The sequence below is a fragment of the Bradyrhizobium sp. SZCCHNR1053 genome, from assembly GCF_032381235.1.
Taxonomy (GTDB): domain Bacteria; phylum Pseudomonadota; class Alphaproteobacteria; order Rhizobiales; family Xanthobacteraceae; genus Bradyrhizobium.
Genome location: NZ_JAUHJM010000001.1, coordinates 151,561 through 169,550 on the forward strand (window position 1 = coordinate 151,561; position 17,990 = coordinate 169,550).

General features: G+C 64.6%; 16 protein-coding genes. 10 read left to right on the plus strand and 6 right to left on the minus strand.

Going from position 1 to position 17,990, the window contains the following annotated elements; genetic code table 11:
- Positions 1-100: 100 nt before the first annotated feature.
- From QX051_RS00720 to QX051_RS00755, 8 genes are all read left to right on the plus strand, one after another.
- A complete protein-coding gene (locus QX051_RS00720; RefSeq protein WP_315774657.1) occupies positions 101-1,264 on the plus strand; it encodes a cysteine desulfurase family protein in 1,164 nt (387 codons plus the stop codon).
- A gap of 84 nt (positions 1,265-1,348) precedes the next feature.
- Entirely contained in the window at positions 1,349-2,845 is a 1,497-nt protein-coding gene (gene sufB, locus QX051_RS00725) for a Fe-S cluster assembly protein SufB (protein WP_315737805.1), read from the plus strand.
- 113 nt (positions 2,846-2,958) lie between these two features.
- Positions 2,959-3,711: a Fe-S cluster assembly ATPase SufC gene (gene sufC / locus QX051_RS00730; protein WP_315712154.1), complete on the plus strand. Its 753-nt coding sequence runs from the start codon at positions 2,959-2,961 to the stop codon at positions 3,709-3,711.
- A 22-nt stretch (positions 3,712-3,733) separates the two neighbouring features.
- Positions 3,734-5,047: a Fe-S cluster assembly protein SufD gene (gene sufD / locus QX051_RS00735; protein ID WP_315774658.1), complete on the plus strand. Its 1,314-nt coding sequence runs from the start codon at positions 3,734-3,736 to the stop codon at positions 5,045-5,047.
- Entirely contained in the window at positions 5,044-6,291 is a 1,248-nt protein-coding gene (locus QX051_RS00740) for a cysteine desulfurase (RefSeq protein WP_315755584.1), read from the plus strand. Before sufD ends, QX051_RS00740 begins: the two co-directional genes overlap by 4 nt.
- A complete protein-coding gene (locus tag QX051_RS00745; RefSeq protein WP_315772211.1) occupies positions 6,288-6,659 on the plus strand; it encodes an SUF system Fe-S cluster assembly protein in 372 nt (123 codons plus the stop codon). The genes QX051_RS00740 and QX051_RS00745 overlap by 4 nt, the downstream gene beginning before the upstream one ends.
- 61 nt (positions 6,660-6,720) lie before the next feature.
- Positions 6,721-7,122, plus strand: coding sequence for an iron-sulfur cluster assembly accessory protein (locus tag QX051_RS00750; RefSeq protein WP_315772210.1), 402 nt, complete (start codon positions 6,721-6,723; stop codon positions 7,120-7,122).
- 117 nt (positions 7,123-7,239) lie between these two features.
- The gene (locus QX051_RS00755) at positions 7,240-7,791 is read left to right on the plus strand and encodes a TfoX/Sxy family protein (protein WP_315737810.1); all 552 of its coding nucleotides are present in this window, start codon (positions 7,240-7,242) and stop codon (positions 7,789-7,791) included.
- Between the two features lie 34 nt (positions 7,792-7,825).
- Here the strand turns inward: QX051_RS00755 and QX051_RS00760 are convergent, their stop codons facing one another.
- Entirely contained in the window at positions 7,826-8,893 is a 1,068-nt protein-coding gene (locus tag QX051_RS00760; protein WP_315737811.1) for a diguanylate cyclase, read from the minus strand.
- Between the two features lie 348 nt (positions 8,894-9,241).
- Positions 9,242-10,702, minus strand: a complete 1,461-nt coding sequence (locus QX051_RS00765) for a DEAD/DEAH box helicase (protein ID WP_315737812.1) — start codon at positions 10,700-10,702, stop codon at positions 9,242-9,244.
- A 484-nt stretch (positions 10,703-11,186) separates the two neighbouring features.
- On the opposite strand from QX051_RS00765, the gene QX051_RS00770 reads away from it, so the two are divergent.
- Positions 11,187-12,686, plus strand: a complete 1,500-nt coding sequence (locus QX051_RS00770) for a caspase family protein (RefSeq protein ID WP_315774659.1) — start codon at positions 11,187-11,189, stop codon at positions 12,684-12,686.
- A gap of 8 nt (positions 12,687-12,694) precedes the next feature.
- Here QX051_RS00770 and QX051_RS00775 read toward each other — a convergent pair whose 3' ends face one another.
- The 4 genes from QX051_RS00775 to parE all read right to left on the minus strand — a co-directional run bounded on the left by QX051_RS00775 (position 12,695) and on the right by parE (position 16,954).
- Positions 12,695-13,462 (minus strand): glucose 1-dehydrogenase, encoded by a 768-nt coding sequence (locus QX051_RS00775; protein WP_315774660.1) that lies wholly within the window; start codon positions 13,460-13,462, stop codon positions 12,695-12,697.
- A 28-nt stretch (positions 13,463-13,490) separates the two neighbouring features.
- Positions 13,491-13,676 carry a hypothetical protein gene (locus tag QX051_RS00780; RefSeq protein WP_315712631.1) on the minus strand — a complete coding sequence of 62 codons (186 nt, stop codon included), beginning with the start codon at positions 13,674-13,676 and terminating at the stop codon, positions 13,491-13,493.
- 202 nt (positions 13,677-13,878) lie between these two features.
- On the minus strand, positions 13,879-14,652 hold the full coding sequence (locus QX051_RS00785; RefSeq protein WP_315737815.1) for a porin family protein: 774 nt from the start codon (positions 14,650-14,652) through the stop codon (positions 13,879-13,881).
- A gap of 238 nt (positions 14,653-14,890) precedes the next feature.
- Positions 14,891-16,954, minus strand: coding sequence for a DNA topoisomerase IV subunit B (parE, locus tag QX051_RS00790; RefSeq protein ID WP_315755577.1), 2,064 nt, complete (start codon positions 16,952-16,954; stop codon positions 14,891-14,893).
- A 270-nt stretch (positions 16,955-17,224) separates the two neighbouring features.
- On the opposite strand from parE, the gene QX051_RS00795 reads away from it, so the two are divergent.
- On the plus strand, positions 17,225-17,755 hold the full coding sequence (locus QX051_RS00795; protein WP_315737817.1) for a DedA family protein: 531 nt from the start codon (positions 17,225-17,227) through the stop codon (positions 17,753-17,755).
- Positions 17,756-17,990 lie beyond the last annotated feature (235 nt).

The following is a 17,990-nucleotide window of genomic DNA, read 5'->3' on the forward strand; positions in this document are numbered from 1 at the left end:
ATCTCAATCTCGCGCCCGACGATATCACGCTGGCCGTCGCGCATCATCATGGCGCGGGCGAGCGATGGTCGTTCGTGTCCCGAGTTGATAAGAACGAGCCATGGCCGACAGGATCTATCTCGACTGGAATGCGACGACCCCGCTGCGACCGCAAGCGCGCGCGGCGATTCTCGCCGCCATGGATCTGGTCGGCAATCCCTCGTCGGTTCACGCCGAAGGCCGCAAGGCGCGGCGGCTGACCGAGGAGGCCCGCGAGGTGATCGCCCGGGGGCTCGGCACCGTCGCGCGCCGCGTGGTGTTCACCTCGGGCGGAACCGAGGCCAATGTGCTCGCCTTGAGCCCAGGCCTGCGCGCGCCGGCCGGCCCGGTCGAGCGGCTGCTGGTGTCTGCGGTCGAGCATGCCTCGGTGCTGGCCGGCGGCCGGTTCGCGCCATCAGCGGTGCAGACGATCCCTGTCGACTCCTCCGGCGTGGTCGATCTCGGCCGCCTGGAAGCCCTGCTGGCCGGCGGGCCGCCGGCGCTGGTGTCCGTCATGGCCGCCAACAACGAGACCGGGGTGCTTCAACCGGTTTCGAAAGTCGCCGAGATGGTGCACCAAGCGGGCGGCGTGCTGCACGTCGATTCGATCCAGGCATTCGGGAAAATACCCCTCGATATCAAGCAGATGGGCGCGGACCTTGTGACCATCTCTGCGCACAAGATCGGCGGACCCAAGGGCGTCGGCGCTCTGGTCCTGGGCGCCGGCGTGGAGGAGCCGATTCCGGTTCTCCGCGGTGGTGGCCAGGAGCGCGGTCGCCGGGCTGGAACCGAAAACGTGGCCGGAATTGCCGGATTTGGCGCCGCGGCCGGCGCTGCCCTGGCTTCGCGCGAGGTAGACCTGACCCGGATCACGGCGCTGCGCGACCGGCTGGAAGCGGGCCTTCGTCAGACCGCTGGCGTAACGGTATTTTCGTCCGAAGCGGCGCGGCTTCCGAACACGACGCTGTTCACCGCACCGGGGCTCAAGGCCGAGACGGCCGTGATCGGCTTCGATCTCGAAGGGATCGCGGTGTCTTCCGGCTCGGCGTGCTCGTCCGGCAAGGTCCAGCCGTCCCATGTGCTGGAAGCGATGGGCGCCAGTTCCGCAGCGGCCCAGGGAGCGGTGCGCCTCAGTCTGGGCTGGTCCACCACGGAGGCGGAGGTCGATCGTTGCGTCCAGGCTTGGCGAAAGCTGTCGTTGACCCTACTTAAAGGAGGCGACGAAACCGTGCTTGAGCGATTCTAAGGGCGTGATTTCGTCGAGGAAACGTCGTAAGACGGTTCCAGAAGATGTCCACCGCGGTCCTTGAAACCGCGAGCGGAGGATGGAATGCCAGCCGTACAAGAGACGGTCGACCGCGTCAGGCGGATCGACGTCGACCAATATCGCTATGGGTTCGAGACTGTCATCGAATCCGAGAAGGCTCCGAAGGGGCTTTCCGAAGACACCGTCCGCTTCATCTCGGGCAAGAAGAACGAGCCCGCCTGGATGCTCGAATGGCGCCTCGAGGCCTATCGCCGCTGGCTGACCATGACCGAGCCGACCTGGGCGCGCGTCGACTATCCCAAGATCGATTTCCAGGATCTCTACTACTACTCGGCGCCGAAGCCGAAGAAGCAGCTCTCCTCGATCGACGAGATCGATCCTGAGATCCTGAAGACCTATGAGAAGCTCGGCATTCCCCTGCGCGAGGTTGCGATCCTCGAAGGCGTCGAGCCGGTGCCCGGCGCTGGCAGCCCCGAGACGCGCAAGATCGCGGTCGATGCCGTGTTCGATTCGGTGTCGGTCGCGACCACGTTCAAGGAGGAACTGAGGAAGGCCGGCGTGATCTTCATGCCGATCTCGGAAGCCATCCGCGAGCATCCCGAGCTGGTGCAGAAATATCTCGGCAGCGTGGTGCCGACCTCGGACAATTTCTATGCGACGCTGAATTCGGCGGTGTTCTCCGACGGTTCGTTCGTCTACGTGCCGCCGGGCGTGCGCTGCCCGATGGAGCTGTCGACCTACTTCCGCATCAACGAGCGCAACACCGGCCAGTTCGAGCGCACGCTGATCATCGCCGACAAGGGCGCCTACGTTTCCTATCTCGAGGGCTGCACCGCGCCGCAGCGCGACGAGAACCAGCTGCACGCGGCCGTGGTCGAGCTGGTCGCGCACGATGACGCCGAGATCAAGTACTCGACGGTGCAGAACTGGTATCCGGGCAATTCGGAAGGCAAGGGCGGCATCTATAATTTTGTCACCAAGCGTGGCGACTGCCGCGGCGACAATTCCAAGATCTCCTGGACCCAGGTCGAGACGGGATCGGCGATCACCTGGAAATATCCGAGCTGCATCCTGCGCGGCGACAATTCCCGTGGTGAATTCTATTCGATCGCGATCTCGAATGGCTATCAGCAGGTCGATAGCGGCACCAAGATGATCCATCTCGGCAAGAACACGACCAGCCGGATCATCTCCAAGGGCATCGCCGCAGGCCGCTCGCAGAACACCTATCGCGGCCTGGTGACGGCGCATCGCAAGGCGTCCAACGCGCGCAACTTCACCGCCTGCGATTCGCTGCTGATCGGCGACAAGTGCGGCGCGCACACCGTGCCCTATATCGAGGCCAAGAATTCCTCGGCCACTTTCGAGCACGAGGCGACGACGTCCAAGATCTCCGAGGACGTGCTGTTCTACTGCGTCCAGCGCGGCCTTTCGCAGGAGGAGGCGGTCGGCCTCGTCGTCAACGGCTTCGTCAAGGACGTGCTGCAGCAGCTGCCGATGGAGTTCGCGGTCGAGGCGCAGAAGCTGATCTCGATCAGCCTCGAAGGATCGGTCGGCTAAGACCACATGGGAGCGGGTCCGCGGCGCGGCCCGCTCTTGCTGACATCAACATCATCCGCCCTCGGACCCGATCGATCGGTTGCTCCAGGGCAAGCGTTGAGCGGAAACAGATTATGGCACTACTCGAAATCAACAATCTGCAGGTCCGCGTCGAGGAGCGCGAGATTCTCCACGGCCTGACGCTTTCGATCGACGCCGGCAAGGTGCACGCCATCATGGGGCCGAACGGCTCCGGCAAGTCGACGCTCTCCCATGTCATCGCCGGCAAGCCGGGCTATGAGGTCACCGGCGGCGAGATCCTGTTCAAGGGCGAGGATCTCCTGGCGATGGCGCCGGACGAGCGCGCCGCCAAGGGCGTGTTCCTGGCGTTCCAGTATCCGGTCGAGATTCCAGGCGTCGCGACCATGACGTTCCTGCGCACCGCGCTCAACGCGCAGCGCAAGGCGCGCGGCGAGGAGGAGTATTCGACGCCGGATTTCCTCAGGAAGGTGCGCGAGATCTCGAAATCGCTCAGCATTCCGCAGGACATGCTCAAGCGCGGCGTCAATGTCGGCTTTTCCGGCGGCGAGAAGAAGCGCAACGAGGTGCTGCAGATGGCGCTGTTCCAGCCGTCGCTCTGCATCCTCGACGAGATGGATTCCGGTCTCGACATCGATGCCCTGCGCATCGCCGCCGACGGCGTCAACGCGCTGCGCTCGCCGGAGCGCTCGATGATCGTGATCACCCACTATCAGCGGCTGCTGAACTACATCGTGCCCGACGTCGTTCACGTGATGTCGAAGGGCCGCGTCGTGAAGAGCGGCGGCAAGGAGCTCGCGCTGGAGCTCGAGGCGTCCGGTTACGCCCAGTTCGAAGACGCGGCCTGATCGCTGCGTGAATGGATCTGTGATGAACGTAGCTTTGGTCAAAAACGACAGCGGTCCGGCGGCGAGCAGCTTGCTCTCTGCCGCTTTGGGCCGTCTGCCCGGCATCGGCAAGGTGGCTGATATCCGGCGCGAAGCCTTCGCGGCTTTCGAGCGCACCGGCCTGCCGCACCGTCGTATCGAGGAATGGAAGTACACCGATCTTCGTGTGCTGATGCGCGAGGTGCTGCCGCTGGCAGGCGCGCCGGACGCGGCGGCGCTGGCGCGGGCCAAAGCCGTGCTGGCTTCTGTTGCCGTCGACGGTGCTCGGAAGCTGGTGCTGGTCGACGGCGTGTTCGTGGCGGAGCTCTCGGATATTTCGGCCTCCGAGGATGGTGTCAAGGTTCACACGCTGCGCGAGGCGCTGCAGAGCGCCGGCAGCGAGCGGCTGCTGGAAACGACCGTCAACGATGCCATGGTCATCTTGAACGGGGCGCTTGCGACCGATGGTGTCCTGATCTCCGTGGCGGATGGTGCAAAGCTCTCGAACCCGCTGCAGATCATTCACATCGCGACAGCATCGCAAGCATCGCGTGCCAGCCGCTCGCATCTTTCGGTAGGGAACGGCGCGCAGGCGACTTTGATCGAAAGCGCGATCGCAGCCGATGGTGCCTCAGGCTATCAGGCCAATGACGCCGTGGTCGTCTCCCTCGGTGATGACGCTGCGCTGTCCACCATTCGCCTGATGCGCGATGCCAGGGACGCCGTTAACATCACTTCAGCCAAGTACGAGGTCGGTGCGCGGTCGAAACTCAATCTCTTCAACATGACAACAGGCGGCGCCGTCAGTCGTCTGCAGGGCTTCATTACTCTCAAGGGCGAAGGCAGCGAGCTGATCATCAACGGTGTCAACCTGCTGCGCGACAAGCAGCATGGCGACCTGACGCTGGTGGTCGATCACGCGGTGCCCGGCTGCACCAGCCGCGAGAATTTCCGCGCCGTGCTCGACGATCGCGCTCACTCGGTGTTCCAGGGTCGCATCATTGTTCGCCCCGATGCGCAGCAGACCGACGGCAAGATGATGACGCGAGCGCTGCTGTTGTCCGACGAGGCCGAGGCCGACAGCAAGCCGGAGCTCGAGATCTTTGCCGACGATGTGTCCTGCGGCCACGGCGCCACCGCCGGCGCGCTCGACGAAAGCCTGCTGTTCTATCTGCGCGCCCGCGGCCTGCCCGAGAAGCAGGCGCAGGCGGTGCTGATCCAGGCCTTCGTCGGTGAGGCGATCGAGGCGATCGAGGATGATGGCCTGCGCGAGCGCGTCATCGCCGCCGCCCAGGACTGGATGGAGGCGCGCGCATGAGCACGCATCCCGCTGTCTCAAACGGCTCCTACGACGTCGCCCGCATTCGCGAAGATTTTCCGGCGCTGGCGCTGCAGGTCTACGGCAAGCCGCTCGTCTATCTCGACAATGCGGCGTCGGCGCAGAAGCCGCGCGCCGTGCTCGACCGCATGACGCAGGCCTACACCAGCGAATACGCCAACGTGCATCGCGGCCTGCATTATCTCGCCAATGCCGCGACTGAAGCTTATGAGGGCGGCCGCGAGCGTGTCACGCGCTTCCTCAACGCGCGGCGCAGTGAAGAGATCATCTTCACCCGCAACGCGACCGAGGCGATCAACCTCGTCGCATCCTCCTGGGGAGGACCGAACATCGGTGAAGGCGACGAGATCGTGCTCTCGATCATGGAGCACCATTCCAACATCGTGCCGTGGCACTTCTTGCGCGAGCGCCAGGGCGCCGTGATCAAGTGGGCTCCGGTCGACGATGACGGCAACTTCCTGATCGACGAGTTCGAGAAGCTGCTGACGGACAGGACCAAGCTGGTCGCGATCACGCAGATGTCGAACATGCTGGGCACGTTGGTTCCGGTGAAGGAGGTCGTGCGATCAGCGCATGCGCGCGGCATCCCTGTGCTGGTCGACGGCAGCCAGGCCGCCGTGCACCTCGCAATCGATGTCCAGGACATCGATTGCGACTTCTATGTCTTCACCGGCCACAAGCTGTACGGGCCGACCGGCATCGGCGTGCTCTACGCCAAGTACGACCACCTCGTTGCCATGCGCCCCTACAATGGCGGCGGTGAGATGATCCGCGAGGTCGCGCGCGACTGGGTCACCTATGGCGATCCGCCGCACAAATTCGAGGCGGGCACGCCGATGATCGTCGAGGCGGTCGGGCTGGGCGCTGCGATCGATTACGTCAATTCGGTCGGCAAGGAGCGGATCGCGGCGCACGAGCATGATCTGCTCACCTACGCCCAGGATCGGCTGCGCGAGATCAATTCGCTGCGGCTGATCGGCACCGCCAAGGGCAAGGGCCCGGTGATCTCGTTCGAGATGAAGGGCGCGCATGCGCATGACATTGCGACGGTGATCGATCGCCAGGGCGTCGCGGTGCGGGCGGGCACGCATTGCGTGATGCCGCTTTTGGAGAGATTCAACGTCACGGCGACCTGCCGGGCCTCGTTTGGCATGTACAATACGAGGGAAGAGGTTGATCAGCTGGCACAGGCATTGATCAAGGCGCGGGAATTGTTTGCATGACCGACACGGCCGAAGTCAAAACCCAGACCGTCGAAACGCAGTCGGCGCTGCCGCCGGAGGAGACCGAGCGGCTCTCCGCCGAGATCATCGCCGCGTTGAAGACGGTGTTCGATCCGGAGATTCCGGCCGACATCTACGAGCTCGGTCTGATCTACAAGGTCGACATCAAGGACGACCGCAGCGTCGACGTCCTGATGACGCTGACGACACCGAATTGCCCGGCGGCCGGCGAGCTGCCGACGATGGTGGAGAACGCGATCGCCAGCGTTCCGGGGGTCGGCGTGGTCAATGTGAGCATCGTCTGGGAGCCGCAATGGACTCCGGACCGGATGAGCGACGAGGCCCGGCTCGTCCTGAACATGTGGTGAGACGAGCGGGCACGAAGTTTGAATAGTAAGGGCGGATCACATACCCCGCCGGGATGACGCCATGACCAGCACGACGAATACGACAGCTCCTGTCGCCAAGCCCAAGCCGCGGCCCCGTCCGCAGGTGATGCGGCTCACCGATGCGGCGGCCAAGCGCATCCGTGAGCTCACTGATCGCGCCGAGTCCGAGATCATCGGATTGCGTGTCGGTGTCAAGAACGGCGGCTGCGCCGGGCAGTCCTACACGGTCGAATATGCCCATGATATCCGGCCGACCGACGAGGTGGTCGAGGACAAGGGTGTCAAGATCCTGGTCGACCCCAAGGCGGTTCTGTTCCTGCTCGGCACCGAGATGGACTATCAGGCCGACAAGATGCAGGCGCAGTTCGTGTTCAACAATCCGAACCAGATCAGCGCCTGCGGCTGCGGCGAGTCGGTTCAGCTCAAGCCGGCCGAGGTCTGATCGTCCGCTTTCAGCCAGGGCGGCACCGGAGCTGTCGCGTTGCGGACATTGACACGCGCCACCCTCTCGACCGAAAACTCCAGGCGGGCAACTGGGGCGTTGGCGAGAGCTGGTGCGATGGACCGCGAATTCCTGATCGATCTGTTCGCCGGTTTCGGTCCGGTCACGATCCGGCGGATGTTCTCCGGCTTCGGCATCTCCGCCGACGGCATCAACTTCGCGCTTGCGCTGCGCAGCGGCCTTTATCTCCGTGCTGATGAAACCAGCTTTGCCAGGTTCGAGGAGGCCGGATCCAAGCCGTTCTCCTACGAGACCCGCGCGCGGACCATGACGGTGCGCTCGTATTGGCAAGTGCCGGCGCATCTGTTCGACGACTCCGACGAGTTCGCGATATGGGCCCGAGATGCGTTTGCAGCGGCGCAAAGAGCGGCCCTGAGCAAGCAGACCAGGAAGCGGGCGGCATCTCGCCGCGGGCGCGAGCAGGGTCCGGCACGTGGCGGGGTGCAGCCCGGTGCGACCAAGCCAGCGGCGAAAACGGCCAAGCCGGCCAAGACGCGGAAGGTCGCCAAGACGATCCGCAAAGCGCCCGCGGCAGGTCGCAAGACGCGCAGTGCGACAGCAGCGTCGGGCCGACAGAAATCCCGCACGCCATCATCGCGGACGCGTTGATGCTGCTGCCGGGGCAACGCCGGCACCGTCGCAGTCAGGCCACCCGACCTCGCGTCGTCGTCGCGTATTCGGGATCGTTCTCGCACACCACCTTGTTGCGCCCGTTGCGTTTGGCGGCATAGAGGCAGGCGTCGGCGCGTTCGATCAGCGTATCGGTATCGTCGCCGGCCCGCAGCAGCGACACGCCGACCGAGATCGTCACACGTCCCAGGATCTCCCCGGTCGACTTCTTCTTCAGCTCCTTCGCCGTCACGGCGCGGCGGATGTGATCGGCGACTGTCAGCGCGTGCTGCAGCGAGGTGTTCGGCAGCACGACGGCGAATTCCTCGCCGCCGTAGCGCGCCGCGATGTCCTGCCCCTTGATGGCGTGCTTCAGGGTCATTCCGACCAGGCGCAGCACCTGGTCTCCGGTGAGATGTCCGTAGGAATCGTTGAAGGACTTGAAATGGTCGATGTCGAACATCAGCAGCGACAGCGGCTGTTGGGTCGCTAGCCCCGATTGCACGGTCGTTTCGATCATCCGGTCGAAATATTTGCGATTGCCGAGGCCGGTGAGCGGATCGGTCAGGCTCTCGGCCCGGATCACCTCCAGGCTATGCTGCAGCCCGCTGATCTCGTCCTTCGACAGCGTCAGCCGCTCTTCGAGGATCCGGTTGGTCTCGCGCATCTGTCTGGTCGAATCGGTGAGCGCCTCGATGATGTCCACCAATTGCTCGCGGCTGGTCGCCGACGCGAGCCGCTGATCGGCGCCCGCGAGGCTCGCATCGTAGCTCGCCGTTCTGCCGAGAGCATCGGTGAGCATGTTCACCAGGTCGTCGATCTCGCCGACGACGCGCGCGCCGACCTTGTCGATGCGATCCGACGTCTTGAGCTGCGCGAGGTAGGAGTCGTACAGCTGATCGAGATCGGACTGCGACAGCTTGCCGTTGCGCGACAGCGTCTCGTTGATGATCTCGTTCAGCGGTGCGTTGTAGCCCGTCGCGTAGACGTACCAGACCTCGTAATTGCGCGGATTGGCCGAATGGCGAAGCGTTCTGATCTGGCTGAGCGCGACTTCGGCGAAGCCTATCGTGCGTTCGTGTTCGTCAAGCGCATTGACCACCACAGGTTCTCCCCAATCGCCCGCGTCGCCGTCGTCACAGCAATGAAATAAACAATGCCGGCCAAGCTAAAGGACGTTTGTGAACCAGGGGTAAATACGGCCGTAGAGTCCCGGATACGCCCAAGCCACGCATACGGGAACGTCACCTCATATGTTCAATAAGCTACATATGACGCTTCTGGGAACTTGCTGAAGCGGGCTGGAGCTGTTCGCTCGGGTGTGCGCCTCGCTGATAGCTCAGCGCTGTCGTCGACTTAGGTCTCATGTCTGACGGAAGCGGCAGCTGATCTTTTTGCGGACGCGACGTTCCGGGCGATCACATTTGGAACAGCCCGGAATCTTGCTTGCTCAGGGAAGCGGTGCCCTCACCGGGCGAAGCAGGAACGCCGGCAGATGTGAGTGATCAGCGGGCTCGTTGTCGAGGTCGCGCCGCGGCCGCCGCGCTTCATTGCGAGGCTGTTCGTTACGAGGCTGTTCCTTGCGAGCGCTCGGCGCGGCAGGCCGAGGAGAATTTGCCTGTGCGGCGCGCGGCGCTGCCGCCCGCGGCTCACGCTCGCGCGGGGCTGCATCACGCTCGCGAGGGGCCGCATCGCGCTCCCGCGCCTTGCCGCGGCTGCCGCGACGCGCGGCGTCACGCGGACGGCGCTCACGCGTGTCCTCGTCGCCCGAGGATTCCTGCACCTCGTAGTCGCCCTCGATCGTCGGAATGCCCTGTCCGATCAGCTTCTCGATGGCAACCATCGACTTCTGGTCGGCCGGGGCCACGATCGAGATTGCGGTGCCGGTCCGTCCGGCACGGCCGGTGCGGCCGATGCGGTGAACGTAGTCGTCGGAATGATGCGGCACGTCGAAATTGAAGACGTGGCTGACTTCCGGAATGTCGAGGCCGCGTGCGGCGACGTCGGAGGCGACGAGCAAGGGCAGTTCGCCCTTGCGGAATTGATCGAGCGCGGCCGTGCGGGCCGACTGGTCCATGTCGCCGTGCAGGGCGCCAACACTGAAGCCGTGCTTCTGCAGCGACTTGTGAACGATGGCGACGTCGCGCTTGCGGTTGCAGAAGATGATCGCGTTGTTGAGATCCTTGGCGTTCCGCAACAGCCTGCGCAGCACCTCGCGCTTCTGATGCGCCTCGCGTCCGGATGGGACCTGCAACTGGGTCACGGTGACGGCGGTCGTGGCCGGCTTGGAGACCTCGACCTTCTGCGGGTTGTGCAGGAAGGTTTCGGTGATGCGCCGGATTTCCGGCGGCATGGTTGCTGTGAAGAACAGCGTCTGGCGGGTGAAGGGGACGAGCTTGCAGATGCGCTCGATGTCCGGGATGAAGCCCATGTCGAGCATGCGATCGGCTTCGTCGATGACCAGGAGCTCGACCCCGGTGAGCAGCAATCCGCCGCGCTCGGTATGGTCGAGCAGGCGGCCCGGCGTGGCGATTAGCACGTCGACCCCGCGGGTCAGCTTGGCGTCCTGGTCGCCGAAGGAGACGCCGCCGATGAGGAGCGCGACATTGAGCTTCTGCCCGGCGCCATAGCGATCGAAATTCTCCTTGACCTGGGCGGCCAGCTCGCGGGTCGGCTCCAGGATCAGGGTGCGCGGCATTCGTGCGCGGGCGCGGCCCTTCTCGAGGATCGTGAGCATCGGCAGGACGAACGCGGCGGTCTTGCCGGTGCCGGTCTGGGCGATGCCGAGCACGTCGCGGCGCGCCAGGACGTGAGGAATCGCTTGTTCCTGAATGGGCGTGGGGGTGGTGTAACCGGTGGCCGCAACTGCAGCCAACACCTTGTCGGACAAGCCGAGATTGGAAAAAGACATCGAGCCTCTATGTCACGCGCCGATAGGCACGGGGCCTCTGTTCGACGCCGCCGTTAGGAATCGAGGGGTAAAAGGCTGTGGTCGCGCTCAACCCCGAAACGGCATGCTCTAAGGAAGCTGGGGGTTTTCTGACTAACGCCGACCCGCGGTCAATCTCTCAGGAATCGGATGCGATCCGGCCGCGCTGCTGCGGAAGATAGGGGCGAATCCTGCAAAGTCAATGGAAGAGGGGAACGAAGTACCGAAAAAGCTTAATGTTTTTGCATTATTTGCGGGCAACCTGTCGTCGAGCTGTCGTATTCGGCTGCTCCGAAGCTCTGGCCGGCCGTTGGCGGAAAGCGCTCTGGTCGAATTGTCGACGGAATTGCGGCGTGTGTTCGGCAGGGAGTTGGAGCGGCCCGCGGGCGCCTCGGAGATGAACCGGTGGCGGCGTGCCGCCGACTATCGATGGCGGCAGCCCACGCAATGAAGGCAGGGACGGACGATGAGATCGATGCGGACGTGGCTGGCGTGCGGGCTGGCGATGGCGGCGGTGGTTCTGGCGCCGGCCGCCGCGCATGCCGAGAAGCGCGTTGCGCTCGTGATCGGCAACAACGACTACCGCTACGTTCCGAAGCTGCAGAAGGCCGTCAACGACGCGCGCACGATGGGCGACACGCTGAAGCAGCTCGGCTTCAACGTCATGGTCGCGGAGAATCTCAGTCGCCAGCAGTTCAGCCAGACGCTGCTGGCGTTCGACAATGCCGTCGAGCCGGGCGACACGGCATTCTTCTTCTATGCCGGCCACGGCTTCGAGATTGCCGGTCAGAACTTCCTGCTGCCGACCGACGTGCCGGCGGCGACCGAAGGGCAGGAGGAGCTGGTGCGCGACGCCTCGATCCTCGCGGACCGCGTCATCGAGCGGCTGCAGAACAAGAAGGCGCGCACCTCGATCCTGGTGTTCGACGCCTGCCGCAACAATCCGTTCGAGCGCTCGGGCACCCGCGCGGTGGCGGGCGGGGGTGGCCTGGCCCCGATGACGCAGTTGCCCGAAGGCGTATTCTCGGTGTTCTCGGCCGGTCCGCGCCAGACCGCGCTCGATCGGCTCTCCAACGATGACGCCAATCCGAACTCGGTGTTCACGCGCACCTTCGCCAAGGAGCTGACGCAGCCCGGCGTCAATCTGGTGCAGGTCGCACAGCGCACCCGCCGTCTGGTCAGCGAACTCGCCGAGACCGTGCGGCACAAGCAGATTCCGGTCTATTTCGACCAGATGGTCGACGATGTGTTTCTCAACGGCATGGCGAAGGGCCCGGCCGCGGCCGACAAGCCGGCCGAGCCGCAGCCGAAGCTCGCGGCGCTGCCTCCCGTCTCGGCGCCACGCATTCCGCCGGCGAACGAGAGCCTGAACGCACCGATTGCGATGTTCTCGCGCCACAATGGCGGCTGGACCGTCACGTTCTCGATCGCCGATCCGACGCTCGGTATTTCCTGGCGCATGGGTGAGGCAGGGGAGTTTCGCGAGACTGGCTTCATGGACGTGCTCGATCCGCGCACGCGCAAGCGCATGCCCAATCCCTCGATCCAGCTGTCGGCGGATGCGCCCGCGGGCACCATCCAGGTCCGCTATGTCGATGCGACGGGCGAGATGCAGGGGCCGTTCCCGATCCGGTTCGAGCCGGAGGCCGCGCTGGTGCGTGACCAGCGCAAGATCCTCGACATGACGGCGACCAGCTGGCTGTCGTTCCGCGAGTTCAACGGTCTCCTGGTCTACTACACGCACCTGATGTCGTATCGCTGCGCGATCCGCGAGGTCCGCATCGGCGTCGACACGGCCGTGCCGGACAAGGTCCTGAACATGCCCGGCTGTGACATGCGCGATCCCATCGCGATTCCATCCAACGCCACGCCCTATTTGAAATTGCCGCCGGCGACGAAGTTCGTCTCGGTGGAGTTGACCTATCGTGACGGCAGCGTTTCCGAGATCAAGAGCTTTCGTCGCTGAGGCCTCGGCTACGCCATGATCGAATAGCCGCCGTCGACGGGAATGGCTGTGCCGGTGACGAAGTCCGAGGCCGATGAGCTCAGAAACGTGGCGATGCCGGCGAAATCGTCGATGTCGCCCCAGCGTGCCGCGGGCGTGCGCGCCAGCACGCGGTCGTGCAGGCCGTCGATCTGGCTGCGCGCCGCGCGCGTCAGGTCGGTGTCGATCCAGCCCGGCAATATCGCGTTCACCTGGATGTTGTCGGGCGCCCAGGCGCAGGCACAGGCGCGCGTGTACTGCACGATTCCGCCTTTGCTGGCTGCATAGGCCGGCGCGAAGCTGGCGCCGAAGATCGACAGCATCGAGCCGATGTTGATGATCTTGCCGCCGCCGTTCGCCTTGAGGGCCGGGTAGGCGGCCTTCGAGCACAGGAAGGCGCTGGTGAGATTGGTGTCGATCACCTCCCGCCACTCCTCCAGCTCGAGCACGTGCGGCGGCTTGCGGATGCTCATGCCGGCATTGTTGATGAGGATGTCGATGCGACCGAGCTCGCCGGTCACGCGCGCGACCATGGCGGTGACGTCGTCCTTGTTGCTGACGTCGGCCGTGACGGCGATGGCGTTGACGCCGCGCGCCGCCAGATCGGCAACTGCCGCCTGCGACTTGGCTTCGTTGCGGCCGACCACGGCGATGTCAGCGCCGGCATCGGCAAGCCCGCGCGCCATTCCCAGGCCAATTCCGCCGTTGCCGCCCGTCACGATCGCAACCTTGCCCCTCAGGTCGAAACGGCCCGCCATGCCGTGTCTCCATTGTTGTTGTCGGAGATCAGCAGGTGCCCTGCCAGATCATCACCAGGCCGAGCGCACCCATGCCGACGCCGTAGCCTGCCCACTGCAGCTGGTTGATCATGAAGCTCGTCCGCGGCCATGCCACCACCCCGGTGCCCTGACCGACCCAGAGCAGGCCGATGGCGAGCAGAAGCAGGCCGCCGATCATCAGGAATTTCCGCATGGCCACTTCCTCCCTCATCGACCGCGTCACAGCATCGGAAACGCTGCTGCCGTCTTTTTTGTGAAGTTTTGTGACGAGGAGGCTAGCGGCCGGCGCGGCAGATGACCAGCGGCTCCAGCCGCCAATATCCGAGCCAAAAACAAAAAGCCCCGGATCAACCGGGGCTTTCCGCAGAATTATTGAAAGACCGAGTGCGTTCGGCTCAGTACTTGACGACCGGGCCGGTCCAGTTGAAGCGGTAGACCAGCGAAGTGCTGATGGTCTGCACCCACGGCTTGAAGCTGACGGAGTCGGTCGTCACGAGGTTGCCGACGTCGGTACGGACCGCGATGTCCTTCCGGTCGTAATAGGCAGCGCGATATTCGGTCTTCATGAACCAGCCCGGCGCCGAGATGCCGAAGATGTTCAGGTTATTCTCGACGCCGCCGCCGACGAACCAGCCATTGCGGTTGAACGAGTCGGTGTGGAAGCCGGACGCCGCGCCGGTGAGGGTGGTCAGGCCGGTGCCCGACCAGTGCGAACCAGAGTAGCCGGCGTTGACGTAGGACAGCACGTTCGGCGCAACCAGGTAGCCGACGCGAGCGCCAGCGGCCCAGGCGGTTTCCATCTTGATCCGGCCGGTCAGGGCAGCGAACTGATCCTGCACGGTGCCACGCAGGCTGCCGAACTGGCCGTCAGCGAACACACCGAAGACCCAGGTCGGGTTGAACTGCCAGTCATAGCCCGCGCCGACTGTGCCGAACCAGCCGTCGCCGCCGACGCGCTGATCGATCGTCACCGGCACGCCGTTGAAGTTGGTGTGCGAGTCTGCATCCCAGATGCCGCCGCCGGCACCACCGAAGATGTAGAAGCCGGTCCAGCTCGGCGCCACCGGCATCATCGGAGCCTTCACATAGGGGCGAGCCGCCAGATCAGCAGCCGAAGCGGCACCCGTGATCGCAACCAGCGCAGTGGCAGCAAGCAAAAGCTTTTTCATATTCAATTCCCCAAGATCGTCATGTCGCAGGTGCCGGGTTGCGGCGGCGATTCCCTCGCCAGATGTGCCCGAACTATAGCCGATTGGTGCCCAAAAGCTGTTGCCGGTTGACCACACCGGAGGGGAAAGTGCGGTGCGGGACGCCTTAGCTTTCTGTAAACAACTGAAACAGAAAGAGAAAAGCAGGCCCAGGCGAGCGAATGGAACCTGCAATCGAGGCGTGAAATCGGGTCAAAAGCTAGACGTCGAGCAGCTCGTCGCTGGCGAATTCGGCCTTTTCCGAAATGAAGGCGAAGCGGGCCTCTGCCTTGGTCCCCATCAGCCGCTCGACCGAGTCGGCGGTGCCGTCGCGATCCTCGGCCAGCAGAACCACGCGCAGCAGGGTGCGCTTGGCCGGATCCATGGTGGTTTCCTTGAGCTGTGCCGGCATCATCTCGCCGAGACCTTTGAAGCGGCCGATCTCGACCTTGGCGTTGGCATTGAACTCGCGCTTCAGGAGCTCGTCCCGATGGGCATCGTCGCGCGCGTAGAACGTCTTGCTGCCATGGGTGAGCCGGTAGAGCGGCGGCACGGCGAGGTAGAGATGCCCCTCGTCGATCAGCGGCCGCATCTGCCGGTAGAAGAAGGTGATCAGCAGCGAGGCGATGTGGGCGCCGTCGACGTCGGCGTCGGTCATGATGATGATGCGCTGGTAGCGCAGATCCTCTTCGCGATACGACGTGCCGGTGCCGGCGCCGATCGCCATCACGAGATCGGCGAGCTGGGCGTTGGCGGTCAGCTTGTCCTTGCCGGCCGAGGCCACGTTGAGGATCTTGCCGCGCAGCGGCAGCACCGCCTGCTTCTTGCGGTCGCGCGCCTGCTTGGCGCTGCCGCCGGCCGAATCGCCCTCGACAATGAACAGCTCGGAGCCCTCGGTGCCCGCGTCGGTGCAGTCGGCGAGCTTGCCGGGCAGGCGCAGCTTCTTGGTCGCGGTCTTGCGCGCCGTCTCCTTTTCCTGGCGGCGGCGGATGCGGTCCTCGGCGCGCTCGATGACGAAGTCGAGCAGGCGATTCGCCTGCACCGGGTTGCCGGACAGCCAGTGATCGAACGGGTCCTTGACGGCCTGCTCGACGATGCGCTGAGCCTCTGCGGTGGCGAGGCGGTCCTTGGTCTGGCCCTGGAATTCCGGCTCGCGCACGAACACCGAGAGCATGATGGCGGCGCCCGCCATGATGTCCTCGGAGGTGATGTTGGCCGAGCGCTTGCCCTGGCCGACGCGCTCGGCGTGGTCCTTCAGGCCACGCAGCAGCGCGCTGCGGATGCCGGATTCGTGCGTGCCGCCGTCGGGCGTCGGAATCGTGTTGCAATAGGAGGACAGGAATCCGTCGGCGTCCGCGGTCCAGGCGACCGCCCATTCGCAGCCGCCATGGCCACCGGTGCGGCCCGACTTGCCGGCGAAGATATCCGGATGGACCAGCGTGTCGGCATGGATCGCGGCGGCCAGATAGTCCTTCAGGCCGCCGGGGAAGTGGAAGGTCGCCTCGGGCTGAACGTCCTCGATGCCCTTCAGCAGCGACGGATCGCATTTCCAGCGGATCTCGACGCCGCCGAACAGATAGGCCTTCGAGCGCGCCATCTTGAACAGGCGCTGCGGCTTGAACGTCGCCTTGGCGCCGAAGATGGTCGGGTCGGGTTGGAAACGCACCCGTGTGCCGCGCCGGTTGGCGACCTTGCCGACCTCCTCGAGCTTGCCCTTCGGGTGGCCGCGCTCGAACACCATGCGGTAGAGCTTCTGGTTGCGGGCAACCTCAACCTCGAGCCGGGTCGACAGCGCGTTCACCACGGAGATGCCGACGCCGTGCAGGCCGCCCGAGGTCTCGTAGACCTTGGAGTCGAACTTGCCACCCGCATGCAGCGTGCACATGATGATCTCGAGGGCCGACTTCTTCGGAAACTTCGGATGCGGATCGATGGGGATGCCGCGGCCGTTGTCGGTCACGGTCAGGAAGCCTTCGGCGTCGAGCTCGACTTCGATGAAGGTGGCATGGCCGGCCAGCGCCTCGTCCATCGAGTTGTCGATGACCTCGGCGAACAGGTGGTGCAGCGCCTTCTCGTCGGTGCCGCCGATATACATGCCGGGGCGCCGCCGCACCGGCTCCAGGCCCTCGAGGACCTCGATGTCACGGGCGGTGTAATCGCCCTCGGCACCTGCCGAGCGGGCGGTTGGCTTGGCCGGAGCCTTGCCCTTTGCGGCGAACGCCGCCAACGGGTCCGTGACGCCCTTGGCCTTGGCTTTTGCAGCTGATTTCAACGGCTTACCCATGGAATCTGATGTTGCGTGTGCGCAAGATGGAACGAATCGTTGGGCCTGACTATGCCATGGACCGGCATAAAACAATGACCCGGGAAACAACGACGTTCACCGGCCCGCCACGTCTTGGCCGGTTCCGATCGCCGGATCGACGCTGTTCACGCGGTTCAGCCGGTTGTTGTGACTTGAAGTGGGCGGGTTCGGTGGCGTACCAGTCTGCGCCAGGGAACCGCGAAGGCCTTCAAGCACTTAAGCGCCCCGGAGCAGAAAGGCGTCGAGCAGATGGAAGATTTTGGCCGCGCGGTTGCCGACTTCGTGCGCGACCATCAGGCCTGGGCTGCTCCGATCGTCCTGCTGCTTGCCTTTGGCGAGTCCCTGGCCTTTGTCTCACTCCTGATTCCCGCCTGGGGCGCCCTGGTCGCGATCGGCGCCCTGATCGGCGCCACCGGGATCAGCTTCTGGCCGATATGGCTGGCCGGGGGCATCGGCGCCGCGCTCGGCGACTGGCTCTCCTATTGGTTCGGCTACCGCTACAAGGATCGTGTCGCCCAGATGTGGCCACTGTCGCGCTACCCGGAGATGCTTCCGCGCGGCGAGGCCTTCGTGCGCGATTGGGGCGTGCCGAGCATCTTCATCGGCCGGTTCTTCGGCCCGTTGCGTGCATCGGTGCCGCTGGCGGCGGGCATTTTCGAGATGCCCTACATGGTGTTCCAGATCGCCAACTTCGTGTCGGCGCTGGTGTGGTCGGCGGTGCTGCTGCTGTTCGGCGACATCATCGGGCGCATCATGGAATGGCTGTGGCATGCGGTCTGATGCCAGCCCTAAAAACGGGAACCGGGCCGACTTGCGAGCTTGACGCAGGAACCCGGCGGCCTTATAGGCCTGCCCCCATGATCAACGCAGCGACCAACATGATCGCCGAAATGCGCCGTCGTACCCCCGCGGTACGGGCGATGATCTGCGTCTAGATCACAGCCCCTGCCGCCGGATCCGAATCCCGCGGCAGACTTTCTCCTTGCAGCGCGATTGATCAGGCGGCTCCTTCGTT

Excerpts from the sequence above, each read along its gene's own strand:
- QX051_RS00720 (WP_315774657.1), top strand. The coding sequence starts at position 101 with ATGGCCGACAGGATCTATCTCGACTGGAATGCGACGACCCCGCTGCGA.
- sufB (WP_315737805.1), top strand. The coding sequence starts at position 1,349 with ATGCCAGCCGTACAAGAGACGGTCGACCGCGTCAGGCGGATCGACGTC.
- sufC (WP_315712154.1), top strand. The coding sequence starts at position 2,959 with ATGGCACTACTCGAAATCAACAATCTGCAGGTCCGCGTCGAGGAGCGC.
- sufD (WP_315774658.1), top strand. The coding sequence starts at position 3,734 with ATGAACGTAGCTTTGGTCAAAAACGACAGCGGTCCGGCGGCGAGCAGC.
- QX051_RS00740 (WP_315755584.1), top strand. The coding sequence starts at position 5,044 with ATGAGCACGCATCCCGCTGTCTCAAACGGCTCCTACGACGTCGCCCGC.
- QX051_RS00745 (WP_315772211.1), top strand. The coding sequence starts at position 6,288 with ATGACCGACACGGCCGAAGTCAAAACCCAGACCGTCGAAACGCAGTCG.
- QX051_RS00750 (WP_315772210.1), top strand. The coding sequence starts at position 6,721 with ATGACCAGCACGACGAATACGACAGCTCCTGTCGCCAAGCCCAAGCCG.
- QX051_RS00755 (WP_315737810.1), top strand. The coding sequence starts at position 7,240 with ATGGACCGCGAATTCCTGATCGATCTGTTCGCCGGTTTCGGTCCGGTC.
- QX051_RS00765 (WP_315737812.1), bottom strand. The coding sequence starts at position 10,702 with ATGTCTTTTTCCAATCTCGGCTTGTCCGACAAGGTGTTGGCTGCAGTT.
- QX051_RS00770 (WP_315774659.1), top strand. The coding sequence starts at position 11,187 with ATGAGATCGATGCGGACGTGGCTGGCGTGCGGGCTGGCGATGGCGGCG.
- QX051_RS00775 (WP_315774660.1), bottom strand. The coding sequence starts at position 13,462 with ATGGCGGGCCGTTTCGACCTGAGGGGCAAGGTTGCGATCGTGACGGGC.
- QX051_RS00780 (WP_315712631.1), bottom strand. The coding sequence starts at position 13,676 with ATGCGGAAATTCCTGATGATCGGCGGCCTGCTTCTGCTCGCCATCGGC.
- QX051_RS00785 (WP_315737815.1), bottom strand. The coding sequence starts at position 14,652 with ATGAAAAAGCTTTTGCTTGCTGCCACTGCGCTGGTTGCGATCACGGGT.
- parE (WP_315755577.1), bottom strand. The coding sequence starts at position 16,954 with ATGGGTAAGCCGTTGAAATCAGCTGCAAAAGCCAAGGCCAAGGGCGTC.
- QX051_RS00795 (WP_315737817.1), top strand. The coding sequence starts at position 17,225 with ATGGAAGATTTTGGCCGCGCGGTTGCCGACTTCGTGCGCGACCATCAG.